Below are 14,685 nucleotides of genomic sequence, written 5' to 3' on the forward strand. Positions count from 1 at the left end.
AACCCCAAAGGTTTTCGAAACCTTTGGGGTCTGTTACTATTGGATAGATAGATTACTCCACCACCATTTTCTTCGTAACGTTTTGTAAGTCATTGCTGAAATTCACAAAATACAATCCTGAAGGAAGATTTATAGATAAACTGTTTTGCCCTTCAGAAATAGTTTCGGAAACAATCAAATTGCCCTGTACACCATAAATTTCAACTGTTGAAAAAGAATAAATATTGTTGAAATTGATTTCGTTTTTCACCGGATTTGGATAAAAGCTGACGTTTTCAAGGGTATTATCGACAACTCCCAAAATACCGCAGAGGAATGGTTCGAAAATTACTTCGCCTAAAGTTGGGTCGTCCACGCTGTGGAAAATAACATCTTCAACTTGTTGCTCAGTGCTTTGTTGATTTTCAATCCAGCAATTGTGTTTTGCTGAAATTGTGTTTGCCGTATTGTTGTAAAGCGCATACACTTGGCCGCCATTTTCGTTTTCAGCAAAAACATTTTGGCCAGGATTGTTTGTATCGTCGCCAAGATTTGCGGATGCCAAACCTTGAAGCGTTATTCCCCAAAGGTTTCTTCTTATTTCATTACCCGAAATAATCACATCTTCACTCGTAGTGGAACTATTAAGGTTGATACCGCTTCCGCCAAGATTTGGATCGCCCTGTATGTTGTTGTCCTCGATAATATTGTTTGTGATTTCCGCAGAATCGTTTATTCCAAGCATAGTGATTCCATAGCGGTTGCCGCGAATGATGTTGTTATCAATAACCACATTTACATTGCCACCCACAAAGTTGGCTATGGCAATACCGCCGGCTTGTTCCAAAGCAGGATCGCCGATGATTGTGTTTTGGATAATTTCCAACGGTTCATTGGCCAAGGTTGTACCCAAATTTATTTGCGGACGGTTGCTGTTGGCCTGGTTATTCCCTTCAATCATATTATTGAAAATATATGCCGAAACTGCAGAGTTTGCTGCGGAACCGATTGCTGGATTTTCATTGAAAGAAATGGTGTTATTTGTAATCTGTGGCAAGCCGCGCGAAAGCTGGATTACTGCACTTGTGGTTGCGCCAGATACGTTGTTTGTGAGCGTACAGCCATCTATCGAAAACGTTTCGGTCAAAACTCGAAGTCCGCCGCCATATTCAATAGTGGCATTACTGATATTTATAGTTGAAAATTCCTCAAAACGGAAACCTTCGTAAGGGGCATTTTCATCCAAAGCCGTAATGGTTACCGCGTTCGAATTTACCGTAAATGTTCCAAAAACTGTTACCAGCTTTGCATCATCAATTAAAAGCGTCAAATCTGAATCTATTATTACCGTATCATTTTCAGAAATAGTCAAATTTCCCAAAAGCGTGTATTCACTTCCAGAAATTGTAATTGTTGTGGGACTTGCCGCTGCAATGTCATCCAATGTCCAGGTTACGCCCGTATTTGGTGTAGTATAATCCTGTGCAAAGGCAATAAAAGTTAGAAAAAGTAAAAATGTACTGAGGATAATTTTTTTCATGGGTTTATTTTTTTTGAAGCCGTAAAAGTAGGAATATGCGTTTAAGCAAAAAAGATATTTGTACGCTTTAGCATTTTGAAAAAAACTAACTTTGGAAAATGGTTCTATACATTTTGATAATCTTCTTTATCATCAGCCCCTTTTTTCCAGCCACGGGAAATCCGCATTGGTTTTTCCGTACGGCAGATTTTGTGAGGCTTCAATCGTTATTTATCCAACTTATTTTATTGGGTTTGTTTCTGTATTTCGAAGAAAATTTTACTGCTTTTAGTTGGATATTGCTTGCTTGTCTAGCGGCTACCATGATTTATCAACTTTACAAAGTATTTCCGTACAGTTCTCTTTTCCCACGAAGAAGATCGCAGGCTGAAAGTGATGGGCATGTTTCAATTTTAGCGGGAAACGTACTGCAGACCAATTCCTGCTATCCCGATTTTTTAAATGAAGTGAAACGTTTTGACCCCGATTTGGTTTTAACGATGGAAAGCAACAAAGACTGGGAAAATTGTCTTTCCGAGATTGAAAAAGACTATCCGTTCACCGTAAAAGTACCTTTGGAGAATTTTTACGGAATGCACCTTTATTCAAAAAAGGAATTGAAAAACGTGGAAGTGAAATACCAGATTGAAGATGATAAGCCTTCAATCTTTTTCGATTTTCCCCTTGAAGGAAATCCTCCTATCTTTTTCTGTTGCCTGCATCCCGCGCCGCCAAGCCCAACCGAAAACGAAACTTCAAAAGAGCGCGATGCCGAACTGATGCTTACCGGAAAAAGAATTCGTGATTTGGACAAGCCCACCGTGGTTTGTGGCGATATGAACGATGTGGTTTGGAGCCGCACCACCCGACTTTTCAAAAAAATGACTGGAATGATCGATCCGCGCGTGGGCCGGGGTTTCTTTTCTACCTATCACGCAGATTATTTCTTTTTGCGTTTCCCGTTGGACCATCTTTTTCACACCCGCGATTTGTACGTGGGGAAAATGGTCCGTTCCAAAAACTTTGGCAGTGATCATTTCGCTATGTATTATGAAATTCACCACAAAAAAAAAGTCCAGACCCCGAAAAACCCAAAACTGAACGGAGATGATAAAGAGGAGATTGAGGAGTTGATTGAAAACGGAAAAGACAATCAATAAAAAAGCCCTTCATTTCTGAAGAGCTTTTAACTTTTACAGGCGGAGACCCAGAGGCTTCGGGAGAACTCTCACAAACAAAAATTTTTAAAAACAAAAAAGCTGACTCGTTAAAGTCAGCTTTTTTTATTTGTACAGGCGGAGAGACTCGAACTCTCACACCTCACGGCACTAGATCCTAAGTCTAGCGTGTCTACCAATTCCACCACGCCTGCATCAAAATCCTTTACAACACTTAGGACATATTGTAAAAGGAGTGCAAATATAAATAATACTTCTAAATGAACGCCAACTTATTTTGAAAATTTTTTGAAGGATTTTTACTCGCGCAGCCAAGCTTTCATTTTGGGGAAGGCATCCTTACCTTCCACATCAGTAAGTCCCATCCATTGCAATAGCGGCAAACCTATATAATTTTTACCCTCAAACTGTTCCCGAAGCCAGATTGCTTCCCCTTTATAACCGTCTTCGTGAAAAACAATTTCGGGAGCCAAACCTATTTTCTTCGCTGCGGCATAAGACCATAACAATACCGCTATTTCATCACCAGCCTTTTCTGCATTGTTTTCAATTACGTTATCGTTTAAGCCATTTCGCTCTTCTGATTTTGTTACCGCAATATGTCCCGCTTCGTGCACTAAATCGCCAGGGTATTTAAGCTTTTGCAAATCAATTTGCAGGACGCCATTTTTAATTTGGATACCGGGCAAAAAGGTTTCTGTTTCAATTTCGGTGAAAATATATCGGATGGAAATTTCATCAAAAAATTGAAAAATCCGTTCCAAAACCAAGTCGCGTTCTTTCCCCTGTTCCATTAAAGCTCCTTTTGTAATTGCAGTATCATTTCCCTGGAAATTTCAGTATCCATCAATTTCAATTGTTCAATCATTTGCAGTTTTGTTTCTCGGGAATATTCAGGTTGGACGTTTTCAGCTTCAAAATTATAGCCACTTTCCGCAAATAATTTATCAGACCAATCATTGCGCAAGCAGTCCATCACCAAGTGGATTCTATCGGTTTTTCCTTCGTTGCGAACGCTGTGCGGCAAGTTGAAATTGCCGTACCAACATTCCTGGGGTAGCATTTTTACTTCATCATGATTGATAAAAAAATGAACTCCTTCATTTGTAGTAATTGGAATGTGGATTCTGAAAATACCATCTTCATAGCCCAAATTATAATCCGTATGCTCTTTAATAACGCTACCCGGTTTTAAATTCAGAAGCCGAATGGATTCCTTTTCGCATTCAAAAGAATCGATAATTGCTTTGAAATAGGTGCATTTTTGAAGCAGCTCCGTGTCCTTATATTTTTTTTCGGTTTGTGGAAGAGCAAAAATATTGTTCATTTCGCCATTTTGGGAACGCAGCGAGATTGAGGTCCAATCGCCCGAATAATCATTTTCGTTGAAGTGTGAAGTGAAATCATACCTTTTACATACCTCCAAATCCTTAAGAAGTTTTTCTTCCGAAAAGTGAAAAGGCAATTTCAAAAAAGCAGTTTTCATAAAATGAAAGCGTTGGTTTACCTGCCAAATTACGGCATTTTTAGTACTTTTAGAAAAAATAATATATCAGAATGAAAAGTGCAAAACCTTATATTGAAAAAAACAAAGAACGCTTTTTGGATGAATTGATCGAACTGTTGAAAATACCTTCCATCAGCGCCGATTCAGCTTACAAAAAAGACGTTTTAAAAACTGCGGAAGCCGTAAAAAAGCAACTCGAAAAAGCAGGCTGCGATTCGGTCGAAATCTGTGAAACGCCCGGTTACCCAATTGTTTACGGCGAAAAGATAATTGATAAAAAACTGCCGACCATTTTGGTTTACGGCCATTACGACGTGCAACCGCCAGATCCGTTGGATTTATGGGACAGTCCGCCGTTTGAGCCGGTCATAAAAAAAACAAAATTGCACCCCGAAGGCGCCATTTTCGCCCGCGGAAGCTGTGACGACAAAGGCCAAATGTATATGCACGTAAAGGCTTTGGAATATATGACCAAAACCGACCAACTGCCCTGCAACGTAAAATTTATGATTGAAGGTGAGGAAGAAGTGGGCAGCAGCAGTTTGGAATGGTTCGTTACCAAAAACAAAAAGAAATTGGCCAACGACGTTATTTTAATCAGCGACACGGGAATGATTGCTAAAGACGTTCCATCAATAACAACGGGGCTTCGTGGCCTGAGTTATGTGGAAGTGGAAGTCACCGGACCAAACCGTGATCTGCACAGTGGATTGTACGGAGGCGCAGTGGCAAACCCGATAAACGTTTTGACAAAAATGATTGCATCGCTTCACGATAAAAACAATCATATCACCATTCCGGGGTTTTATGACGATGTTGAAAAACTTTCCAAAAAAGAACGCGAGAAAATGGCGGAAGCGCCCTTCAGTCTTGAAAATTATAAGAAAGCATTGGACATTGACGCAGTTTATGGCGAAAAGGGATATTCCACAAATGAACGGAATTCCATCCGCCCAACTTTGGACGTAAACGGAATTTGGGGCGGCTACATTGGCGAAGGTGCCAAAACAGTGATAGCGAGCAAAGCATTTGCGAAAATAAGCATGCGTTTGGTGCCAAACCAAGACTGGAAAAAGATTACCGAGCTTTTCAAAAAACACTTTGAAAACATCGCCCCCGAAGGCGTTCGCGTAAAAGTGAAACCACACCACGGCGGACAGGCTTACGTTACGCCAATAGATAGTTTGGGCTATAAAGCTGCTGAAAAAGCGTACGAAGAAACTTTTGGGAAAACGCCGATTCCGCAGCGAAGTGGCGGAAGTATTCCTATTGTAGCTTTGTTTGAAAAAGAACTGAAAAGCAAAACCATTTTAATGGGCTTCGGTTTGGATAGTGATGCCATCCACTCGCCCAATGAGCATTTTGGGATTTGGAACTATTTAAAAGGGATTGAAACCATTCCGCAGTTTTATCACTATTTCACCGAATTGAGCAAGTAATTTTCGTATGAGCTAAGTTTCATTTAAAGGCATTTTAAAATCCCCTGATTGCATCCCCAAAAGTGTAACTACTGATAATCAATAAATTCGCTACCTTTAGGATTCAATATAGCTAACCAAATATTTTGAGTTGTGAAGAGGGGCAAAAGTTTCTGGGATGAACTAAAGCGGCGCAATGTAATAAAGGGAGCCATTTCATATATAGTGGTGTCATGGCTCCTTATTCGCATTGCTGCACTGTTGAAGGATATTACGGAAATGCCACTTTGGATTTCCAAAAGCTTATTTTACCTGCTTTTGATAGGTTTTCCCATATATTTATTGCTTACTTGGATTTTTGAATTTACACCAACTGGTTTAAAGCGAACCAGTAAAGTAGCCGAATCTGCTTCCATCCGAAAAAAGACTGGAAAAAAACTCAATAAAATTATAATTGGAATATTAGTGCTTATTCTTGTTGTTTTAGTTATTGACAGATTTATTATAACCGACAGAAAAAATAACAATACTTTCGTTGATCTTCCCATAGCAATGAGTTCCAAAACCATTGCGGTCCTTCCATTTGAGGATTTTTCTGAAAAAAACGACAACGAATATTTTGCGGATGGACTTACGGAAGAACTTCTGAATTTATTATCGCAGATCAAAAATCTGAAAGTTACTTCCCGCACCTCAACCTTTTCTTTTAAAAATTCAGACTTACAGATTCCCGAAATTGCAGAAAAACTAAACGTTACCTATGTCTTGGAAGGTAGCGTGCGCAAATCTGGAAACTTACTGCGTATTACCGCACAGCTTATTGAAGCAAAAGAAGATAAGCACCTATGGTCTGAAACGTATGATAGAAATATGGATAACATATTTGCAATACAGGACGAGGTTTCCGAAGCTGTGGTAAAAGCACTGGAGTTAAATCTGTTGGATTCGAAACCATTTCCAAAGTCAAAAAAAACCAATCCCGAAGCTTATAAATTATATTTACAGGCAGTGCACGCATATAATTATTCCAGCGACGAACAAAAACTGGTAGAAGCTGTTTCCCTAGCCAAACAAGCACTGCAAATAGACAGTAAGTACGTGCCGGCTTGGCTGCTACTTTCAAGAGTGTATGAAACCCAGGCCAACAATGGAACCCTAGGTTTTAAGCAGGGCTATACTTTAGCAAAGGATGCTGCAAAAAAAGTATTGGAAATAGACCCCGAAAATGCATTGGCCTATGCATATTTGGCAGATTATGAATTAAGCTATGACTGGAATTTTACCAAAGCCCAACAATTAAATGCAATAGCCCTAAAACTGGACGGCTCCAATCCCGAAATAATAAGCCTTACATCTACGCTTGCATTGGCTTTGGGCAATGTGGATAGTGCCGTTAGACTTCAGGAATATTCAGCAAGTTTAGACCCCCTAAATCCCGACTCCTATTATCAGTTGATGAATGCATATTATTGTGCGGACCAGTTAGACAAAGCCGTGGCAGCTTCCAAAAAGTGTATAGAATTACAGCCCAATCGCTATGCCGTGCATTATTATTACGCGCGAATCTTATTGCAACAAAACAGAACTGAAACCGCTTTGGAAGCTATTAAAAGAGAAGAGGATGAAGGCTGGAGCCTGCAAATTTATGCCGACATATATTATAAATTGGGCGATATGGAAAAATCTGATGCCTATATGCAGGAACTCATAGCAAAATACACCAATGATATGGCCTATCAAATTGCAGAAAGCTATTCCTTTAGAAATGATACCGAAAATGCTTTCAAATGGCTGAATAAGGCGTACGAGGTACACGATGTTGGGTTGAACGAAGTATTATCCGAACCCCGCTTTCGGAATCTGCACTCCGATAAAAGATGGCAAAAATTCATAGACAAAATGGGCTTTCCTAAAACTGAAAACGGTAAATAATGAATCTAAATGATTTTTTTAACGAGCTGAGAAGAAGAAATGTCTTTAAAGGCACCGTTTCATATTTGGTGTTTTCGTGGGTTTTGCTGCAGGTCATAGCCATACTCACCCCTATTATTAATGCGCCCGTTTGGGTGGGAAAAATGATTTTAATCATTTTGATCGTTCTGCTCCCGGTTTGGGTCTGTATTTCATGGTTTTTTGAAATTACGGCCGATGGCATCAAAAAAACCAGGAACGTTCCCAAAGAAAAATCCATAACCCAAAAAACGGGTCAAAAACTAAATACTTTCATCATTGCTTTTTTGGCGCTCGCGATAATTTTATTGTTTGTGGATAGGTTTAGGTTGCGATCCCAAAAAAACGAGCCCACCATAGCCCTGGAAACCAATCCGGAAAAATCCATCGCCGTTTTGCCTTTTTCAGACATGTCACCGAACAAACAACAAGGCTATTTTGCCGATGGCCTGGCAGAAGAGGTACTGAACTCGCTCGTTAAAATAAACGAACTCCAGGTTACCTCGCGTACCTCCGCCTTTTCATTTAAAAATAAAGCAATGGACTTGTCAGAAATAGCCAAGACCCTGCAAGTAGCCTATATTCTTGAAGGCAGTGTACGCTCCCAAGACAGCGTTATAAGAGTAAGTGTAAACCTTGTTGAAACTAAAGGCGACAACAATATTTGGTCGCAGAGTTGGGAAAAGGAACTAAAAAACATTTTTAAGATCCAAAATGAAATTGCCGAGGCAGTGGCTGAAAACCTTCAATTGCGGATATTGGATAAAATAATTCCAAAGGCAGAAGAACCAAATACCGATGCCTATACCCTATTTTTGGAAGGCAGGCATATATTTCACAATAATTTTGACGATTCATCTTTGCTCAAAGCTGAACAATTATTGAATAAATCTTTGGCTATAGATTCCACTTATGCTCCAGCTTTAATAACATTGGGCAATATATATCACTCAAAAAATAATTTTGGAATTATTGATTATGAAGAGGCTAAAAAGCTCACATATCAAGTGGCAGAAAAAGCCATACAAGCAGACAGCACCTATGCAGAAACTTATGCCTTCCTGTCGTTGTTATCTTTGGAATATGAAAATGATATCGGAAAAGCCGGAAGACTCGCCGAAAAGGCTTTGCGCTTAGAGCCCAATAATGAAACAGCCCTCCACAGGGCGTCAGAAGTAGCGCTGTTGCGTGGCAATACAGAAGAGGCCATTGCAATCCACAAAAAAGTAATTACACTCGACCCCATAAATGCTGGCAATTATTACAGTCTAGCCAACACCTATTATATGGCGAAAAAATTCAAGGAGGCCGAAATAGCTATAAAGGAATCTATTGACTTAAATGCCCATCAAGATGTTGCATACTCATTATATGCGCTAATATTAATAAACCAGAAAAGATATAAAGAAGCCTTAGAAGTCATAAAAAAAGAACCTTTGGAAGGATTCAGGTTACACATAGAAGCTATAGTGTATCATTTATTGGGAGATGAGGAAAAATCCAATGCCGCGTTGACTAAAATGATCAATGAATATGAAAAAGCTTGGAGCTTTCAAATTGCAGGAACCTATGCAGTACTACAAGATAAAGAAAAAATGTACTATTGGCTGGAAAAAGCCCGGACGTACAATGACCTTGGGTTAATAGAATTGCCAAACGAACCTATGTTTGAAGCCTATAGAAACGAAACTCGCTTCAAGGAGTTTATGAAAAAATTGGACTATAAATATTAGTCTATATTTTTTTTACAAAATCAGTAATAATTACAATCTGTTGTCCGTCAACTTTCCCTTCAATATATTTTTCGTTTTCGTGATCGAGAGAAATTCTGCGCACGGCCGTGCCCTGTTTGGCAACCATACTGCTACCCTTCACTTTTAAGTCTTTAATCAAAACCACAGAATCGCCCGCTTCCAAAATAACGCCGTTGCTGTCGCGATGCACTATTGCTATTCCGGTATTTTCGGCAAGACCAGCTTTTGCCCACTCCTTGGTTTCGTCCTCCATATACATCATATCCAGTAAATCCTGTGGCCAGCCTTCGGCTTTAAGTCTATTGAGCATACGCCACGCCATAACCTGCACAGCTGGCACGGTGCTCCACATACTATCGTTTAAGCAGCGCCAATGATTGGGATCTACTTTTTCGGGGGCTTCTATTTGATCTTTGCAAGTTTCACAAATTAATATACTTGTATCGGCAACATCAGTTGGGGAGTTTGGCACTTCAAAAACACTAAGATTTTCTTCGGAACCGCAAAGCTCGCATTTGTTATCGCTTCGGTGCTGCAATTCTTTTTCTAAACGCATCTTAAAATAATTTGGGTCAAAGATATTCTTTTTGAAATCCAAATCGAAACAGAAATCGAAACAGAGCACTAATATTAAGGTTTAGATTGATCTTTTGGAATTTGGGATTTGCTGTTTGTAAAATTTTCTGCCTCTACATTTGTAGAATTAAAATTTTTGTTCTACGTTTGTAGAATACAAATAGATTTCAATGATGGCTTTATCAAATTCAGAAGAACAATTAATGCAGATTTTGTGGAAACACGAACGCGCCTTTATGAAGGATTTAATAGAGGCATATCCCGAGCCCAAGCCCGCAACCACAACCGTTGCCACGCTTTTGAAACGGATGCAGGACAAAAATTTTGTGGACTACGAACAAGTTGGACGTTCGAGGGAATACTTTCCATTGGTAAAAAAGAAGGATTATTTTTCAAAGCACGTAAACGGGCTGATCAAAAATTTCTTCAACAACAGCCCATCACAGTTTGCTTCTTTCTTTACCGAAGAGACCAATCTTTCAAAAAAAGAATTGGAAGCCCTTAAAACATTGATAGATTCTGAAATTAAAAAGAAGTAGTTATGGAACTATATTTACTGAAATCCGCAGCCATTCTTGCCGTCCTTTTCGCTTTTTACAAAGTTGCTTTGGAAAACACCTCCATGCACACTTTTAAGCGTTTTTATCTCTTCGGGAGTTTATTGGCCGCTTTTCTAATTCCGCTTATCACTTTTACCAGTTATATGGAAGTTTCGCCCATCGTGCCCATTTATTCCGAAGTATCTCCGCAATTTAATTATACTGAAGTTGAACAAACCTTAAATTTCTGGCCGATCGTGCTTTGGGCGATTTATGGATTGGGTGTGCTGTTTTTTAGCATTAAATTTTTCAGAAATCTTTTTGGATTAATCCAACAAATTCGAAAAAACCCAAAATATAAAAACACCCCTTTTATAAATGTACTTTTAAGGGAAACCGTCATTCCGCATACTTTTTTCAACTATATATTTCTGAACAAAAAGCAATTCGAAAACCGTGAAATTCCGCAGGAAGTTATTTTTCACGAAGAAACACACGCGCGCCAAAAACACAGTTTGGACATCCTTTTTGTAGAACTTTTACAAATTGTATTTTGGTTTAATCCGTTGTTCTTTTTCATAAAAAGAAGCATCAAGCTGAACCATGAATTTTTGGCAGACCGTGCCGTTTTAAACGCTGGCACTGAAACTTCTGACTATCAAAAAATATTACTTGCATTCTCATCAAATGCGGCCACGCCTTCACTGGCACATTCACTGAATTATTCATCAATCAAAAAACGATTTACAATTATGAAAACACACACTTCAAAAAGAGCCATCTGGTTTCGAAGCCTTTTAATTTTGCCCTTGCTTTCCGTATTGATTTATGGGTTTAGCACAAAAGAAGTTTTAAAGAAAGAAGTTCATTCAGAGCTTGTTCAACAAAAAGCCACCAAAGCCGAAATTGAAGAGTACAACAAACTGGCAAAAAAACACAATGCGGTTGACATTGAAGAACGAATCATCAAAAAGAAGGATTTGGAACGTTTGGAAACCATTTACCGCAAAATGACCGATGAACAGAAAGCAAATGCAGAGCCGTTTCCTGAGTGTCTTCCTCCACCCCCACCCAAACCTCCAAAGGCTCCGAAACCTCCAAAAGTAAAAAAGGGCGAAAAAAGTGATATTCCACCGCCGCCGCCAGCCCCAAAGGTTTCTAAAACACCTTCAGCAGAAAACGGAAACTTATATATGGCTCCCGAGGCTCCGCCAGCGCCAATTGCAGACCCAGTGGAATATGTAAAGGAATTGGGAAAACGGGGAACTACTTTTTACATAGGCCCACATAAATACAGCACAGATGAAGCGATTGAAATGGTGAAAAAAAGCACGAACGATGTTACTATAGATGTAAGCCAATACCCGATAGTTCATTTAGGCGGATGCTAAATTAATTACCAAATATTAGTTAAAAAAATGCTTACAAACTATAAATTTTGGAAGCATTTTTCTTTGTTGGGATTTTTAAAGTTTATTCCAAGTGTCGTTCAAAACATTTACATCGGGCAGCATTTTATTGGGATCCAAAACCACGCGCTGTACTTGTTTGGTCGTTTTTAAAAGGTGCGTCCAGCTATTGCCACGCTGCCAGATTTCAACGGGAAGTAAAATTTCTTCTTTTGAATTGTCATCATAAATCACTTCAAGTTGCACCGGCATCGGTATTTGTCCGTCGTTTTCAACGGTAATCAGATAATTCCCCAAATAGGGTTTTACTTCCGAAATACCCAAATCGATATTGCCATTACCGTAAAACCACCCTTTCCAAAACCAGGAAAGATCTTCGCCCGCCACGTTTTCCATATGGTTGAAGAAGTCGTTTGGCTGCGGATGCTTGTAGGCCCAAGTTTTAATATAGCTATTGAACGCGAGGTCAAAACGCTCGGGTCCCAAAATATATTCGCGAAGTAGAATAAGCCCGGCTGCAGGTTTATAATAGGCCGTAAAGGCGAGGTTCATGGATTGGGCTACGTCTGGATAGGTATCAATCCCTTCACGGTTTTCATACGTTAAATAGGGAACTATTTTCTTGGGTGTTTCCTGGTCAGAAAAATATTCGCCATTGTTAAAAGCCTCGGTGCTATAATGGTTTATAAAAGTGTTGAAACCCTCGTCCATCCAAGGATAGCGGCGCTCGTTGCTGCCCACGATCATCGGGAACCAATTGTGGCCGAATTCGTGGTCGGTAACGCCCCAAAGATCCTCGCCCTTACTTTGGTAATGACAAAAACTTACACCGGGATATTCCATACCGCCCACGCTTGCCGCTACATTTATTGCATTGTGATAGGGATAAGTAAAATATGTTTTAGAGTAAAACTCAACCGAAGCTTTTGTGAATTCTGTTGAGCGCGACCAAGCGTTTTTACCGTCGCTTTCCTTTGGGTAAACTGATTGTGCCAATCCTGTTTTGCCATCGCCAAGATTCATGCGCGCTGCGTCCCAAATAAATGCTTTGGAAGCGGCCCAGGCCACATCGCGGGTGTTTTCCATTTTGAAATGCCAGGTGAGCATGCCATCGGTCTTCACAGAAGCAACAGGCTTACCAACTTCTTCAGGCTTTATGATGTAAACGGTTTTATCGCTTTTCTCAGCTTGTGCCCATCGGGTTTGCTGTTCTTTTGTAAGTACATCTTTGGGATTTTGTAAAACCCCGGAACATACTACCGTATGATTGGCTGGTGCGGTAATTTTCACGTCGTAATTTCCATATTCGCAATAGAACTCACCTGCTCCTAAATATGGGTCAATATTCCACCCCACTACATCGTCAAAAACCGCCACTCGCGGATACCATTGTGCGAGGGCGTAAATAGTTCCATCTTTTACTTCCAGCCTGCCCATGCGGTCCATTCCCTCTACAGGAACCTTAAATTTGAAATCCATTTTTATTTCAACTTTACCTCCTTTAGCGTCCAAAGGCTTGTCCAGCCAAAGCTGCATACGCGTATCGGTAATTATATGTTTTGAAGAAGTTCCGGTCTTGGTTTTTGCCGAAACATTTTTCAACTCAAAACCACCCTCCACGTCGCCACTGTAACGATTGCCCTGAACTGGAGTGGTCAAAGTTCCACGGGAGTTTTTAGTAAAACGGTTTTGTTCAAGATATAACCAAATAAAATCTAAGGTCTCCGGACTATTATTTGTGTAATGAATAGTTATATTTCCTGAAATCGTGTGCGTTTTATCATCAAGCGTGGCTTCCAAATTATAATCGGCCGAGTTTTGCCAATATTCCGGCCCTGGTTTTCCCGAGGCGGTACGATAAACATTCCCCTGCCTATATGAGAAATTGTCGAAGAGGTGTTGATTGTCGGGCTTTACTTCCTGCGCAAATAAGTTAAATGAAACGGTGGTGAGGAGCAGTGAAACCAAAAGATTGCAAGTGAAATACTTCATTAGTGTTCAGTTTTAAAAATAAACGGCTAATGTACTAAATGCAATGTAAAAATGCTGTTAAAGAATTGTCATTGCGGAGGTAAAAGGGCATAAAAAAACTCCAAAAAAAGGAGGCTTTCTTAGTAGCGGGAACAGGACTCGAACCTGTGTCCGCCGCGGCGGATATGGGATTGACGCGCTATTCAGAATGTACGTTTTTGGCGATCCATTCCCTCCCGACGCCCGTCTTGAGGTATTTTTCAAAACACATGGCCTCCTTTTTGGTCTTAAAAAAACGTACGAAGACCACCCTCCAAGGCCTATAACGGATTGTCCAACCTTTTTCCGAAAGTGCATTATGCGATTTAAAACGTTCGATCAGGTTTGAGGTATGGCCCTTATAAAGTTTTTCCGTTTTAGACGAAGCCAGTATGTAAACCACGTATTCTTCCATATATGCAAAAAACAAAAAAGCCCCAAGTTTCCTTGGGGCTATGTTGTAGCGGGAACAGGACTCGAACCTGCGTCCGCCGCGGCGGATATGGGCTTGACGCGCTATTCAAAATGTACGTTTTTGGCGATCCATTCCCTTCCGACGCCCGTCTTGAGGTATTTTTCAAAACACATGGCCTCCTTTTTGGTCTTAAAAAAACGTACGAAGACCACCCTCCAAGGCCTATAACGGATTGTCCAACCTTTTTCCGAAAGTGCATTATGCGATTTAAAACGTTCGATCAGGTTTGAGGTATGGCCCTTATAAAGTTTTTCCGTTTTAGACGAAGCCAGTATGTAAACCACGTATTCTTCCATATATGCAAAAAACAAAAAAGCCCCAAGTTTCCTTGGGGCTATGTTGTAGCGGGAACAGGACTCGAACCTGTGACC

13 protein-coding genes and 1 tRNA gene are annotated in these 14,685 nt (G+C 40.1%); 6 read left to right on the plus strand and 8 right to left on the minus strand.

Annotated elements, in window-relative coordinates:
* Window positions 1–52: 52 nt before the first annotated feature.
* On the minus strand, window positions 53–1,519 hold the full coding sequence (locus tag LS48_RS11195; protein WP_062622604.1) for a T9SS type A sorting domain-containing protein: 1,467 nt from the start codon (window positions 1,517–1,519) through the stop codon (window positions 53–55).
* Window positions 1,520–1,617: 98 nt separating this feature from the next.
* Between LS48_RS11195 and LS48_RS11200 the strand changes: the two genes are divergently transcribed.
* Window positions 1,618–2,658 (plus strand): endonuclease/exonuclease/phosphatase family protein, encoded by a 1,041-nt coding sequence (locus LS48_RS11200; RefSeq protein WP_062622605.1) that lies wholly within the window; start codon window positions 1,618–1,620, stop codon window positions 2,656–2,658.
* Window positions 2,659–2,788: 130 nt separating this feature from the next.
* Here the strand turns inward: LS48_RS11200 and LS48_RS11205 are convergent.
* From LS48_RS11205 to LS48_RS11215, 3 genes are all read right to left on the minus strand, one after another.
* Window positions 2,789–2,870 (minus strand) — tRNA-Leu (locus LS48_RS11205).
* Window positions 2,871–2,975: 105 nt separating this feature from the next.
* Entirely contained in the window at window positions 2,976–3,470 is a 495-nt protein-coding gene (locus LS48_RS11210; protein ID WP_062622606.1) for a hypothetical protein, read from the minus strand.
* Window positions 3,470–4,162: an aspartyl/asparaginyl beta-hydroxylase domain-containing protein gene (locus tag LS48_RS11215; protein WP_062622607.1), complete on the minus strand. Its 693-nt coding sequence runs from the start codon at window positions 4,160–4,162 to the stop codon at window positions 3,470–3,472. The genes LS48_RS11210 and LS48_RS11215 overlap by 1 nt, the downstream gene beginning before the upstream one ends.
* A 71-nt stretch (window positions 4,163–4,233) precedes the next feature.
* Here LS48_RS11215 and LS48_RS11220 point away from each other — a divergent pair, with 71 nt between their 5' ends.
* From LS48_RS11220 to LS48_RS11230, 3 genes are all read left to right on the plus strand, one after another.
* Entirely contained in the window at window positions 4,234–5,622 is a 1,389-nt protein-coding gene (locus LS48_RS11220) for a dipeptidase (protein WP_045079106.1), read from the plus strand.
* Window positions 5,623–5,754: 132 nt separating this feature from the next.
* Window positions 5,755–7,533: a tetratricopeptide repeat protein gene (locus tag LS48_RS11225; RefSeq protein ID WP_062622608.1), complete on the plus strand. Its 1,779-nt coding sequence runs from the start codon at window positions 5,755–5,757 to the stop codon at window positions 7,531–7,533.
* Entirely contained in the window at window positions 7,533–9,284 is a 1,752-nt protein-coding gene (locus LS48_RS11230) for a tetratricopeptide repeat protein (protein ID WP_062622609.1), read from the plus strand. Before LS48_RS11225 ends, LS48_RS11230 begins: the two co-directional genes overlap by 1 nt.
* A gap of 1 nt (window position 9,285) precedes the next feature.
* Here LS48_RS11230 and LS48_RS11235 read toward each other — a convergent pair whose 3' ends face one another.
* Entirely contained in the window at window positions 9,286–9,861 is a 576-nt protein-coding gene (locus LS48_RS11235; protein ID WP_062622610.1) for a PhnA domain-containing protein, read from the minus strand.
* A gap of 193 nt (window positions 9,862–10,054) precedes the next feature.
* Here LS48_RS11235 and LS48_RS11240 point away from each other — a divergent pair, with 193 nt between their 5' ends.
* Window positions 10,055–10,420: a BlaI/MecI/CopY family transcriptional regulator gene (locus LS48_RS11240; protein ID WP_062622632.1), complete on the plus strand. Its 366-nt coding sequence runs from the start codon at window positions 10,055–10,057 to the stop codon at window positions 10,418–10,420.
* A 2-nt stretch (window positions 10,421–10,422) separates the two neighbouring features.
* Entirely contained in the window at window positions 10,423–11,811 is a 1,389-nt protein-coding gene (locus LS48_RS11245; protein ID WP_062622611.1) for a M56 family metallopeptidase, read from the plus strand.
* Window positions 11,812–11,886: 75 nt separating this feature from the next.
* Here LS48_RS11245 and LS48_RS11250 read toward each other — a convergent pair whose 3' ends face one another.
* The 3 genes from LS48_RS11250 to LS48_RS11260 form a co-directional block, all read right to left on the minus strand.
* The gene (locus tag LS48_RS11250; RefSeq protein ID WP_062622612.1) at window positions 11,887–13,821 is read right to left on the minus strand and encodes a M1 family metallopeptidase; all 1,935 of its coding nucleotides are present in this window, start codon (window positions 13,819–13,821) and stop codon (window positions 11,887–11,889) included.
* A 178-nt stretch (window positions 13,822–13,999) separates the two neighbouring features.
* Window positions 14,000–14,269: a GIY-YIG nuclease family protein gene (locus tag LS48_RS11255; RefSeq protein WP_235811026.1), complete on the minus strand. Its 270-nt coding sequence runs from the start codon at window positions 14,267–14,269 to the stop codon at window positions 14,000–14,002.
* Window positions 14,270–14,355: 86 nt separating this feature from the next.
* A partial coding sequence (locus LS48_RS11260; protein WP_235811027.1) for a GIY-YIG nuclease family protein occupies window positions 14,356–14,685 on the minus strand: 330 nt, incomplete at its 5' end.

Origin of the sequence: Aequorivita aquimaris, from assembly GCF_001573155.1 — a bacterium.
GTDB lineage: Bacteria > Bacteroidota > Bacteroidia > Flavobacteriales > Flavobacteriaceae > Aequorivita > Aequorivita aquimaris.

Coding starts and splice junctions, on each gene's coding strand:
- LS48_RS11250 (WP_062622612.1), bottom strand. CDS start 13,821: ATGAAGTATTTCACTTGCAATCTTTTGGTTTCACTGCTCCTCACCACC.
- LS48_RS11215 (WP_062622607.1), bottom strand. CDS start 4,162: ATGAAAACTGCTTTTTTGAAATTGCCTTTTCACTTTTCGGAAGAAAAA.
- LS48_RS11235 (WP_062622610.1), bottom strand. CDS start 9,861: ATGCGTTTAGAAAAAGAATTGCAGCACCGAAGCGATAACAAATGCGAG.
- LS48_RS11240 (WP_062622632.1), top strand. CDS start 10,055: ATGGCTTTATCAAATTCAGAAGAACAATTAATGCAGATTTTGTGGAAA.
- LS48_RS11200 (WP_062622605.1), top strand. CDS start 1,618: ATGGTTCTATACATTTTGATAATCTTCTTTATCATCAGCCCCTTTTTT.
- LS48_RS11230 (WP_062622609.1), top strand. CDS start 7,533: ATGAATCTAAATGATTTTTTTAACGAGCTGAGAAGAAGAAATGTCTTT.
- LS48_RS11245 (WP_062622611.1), top strand. CDS start 10,423: ATGGAACTATATTTACTGAAATCCGCAGCCATTCTTGCCGTCCTTTTC.
- LS48_RS11195 (WP_062622604.1), bottom strand. CDS start 1,519: ATGAAAAAAATTATCCTCAGTACATTTTTACTTTTTCTAACTTTTATT.
- LS48_RS11220 (WP_045079106.1), top strand. CDS start 4,234: ATGAAAAGTGCAAAACCTTATATTGAAAAAAACAAAGAACGCTTTTTG.
- LS48_RS11210 (WP_062622606.1), bottom strand. CDS start 3,470: ATGGAACAGGGGAAAGAACGCGACTTGGTTTTGGAACGGATTTTTCAA.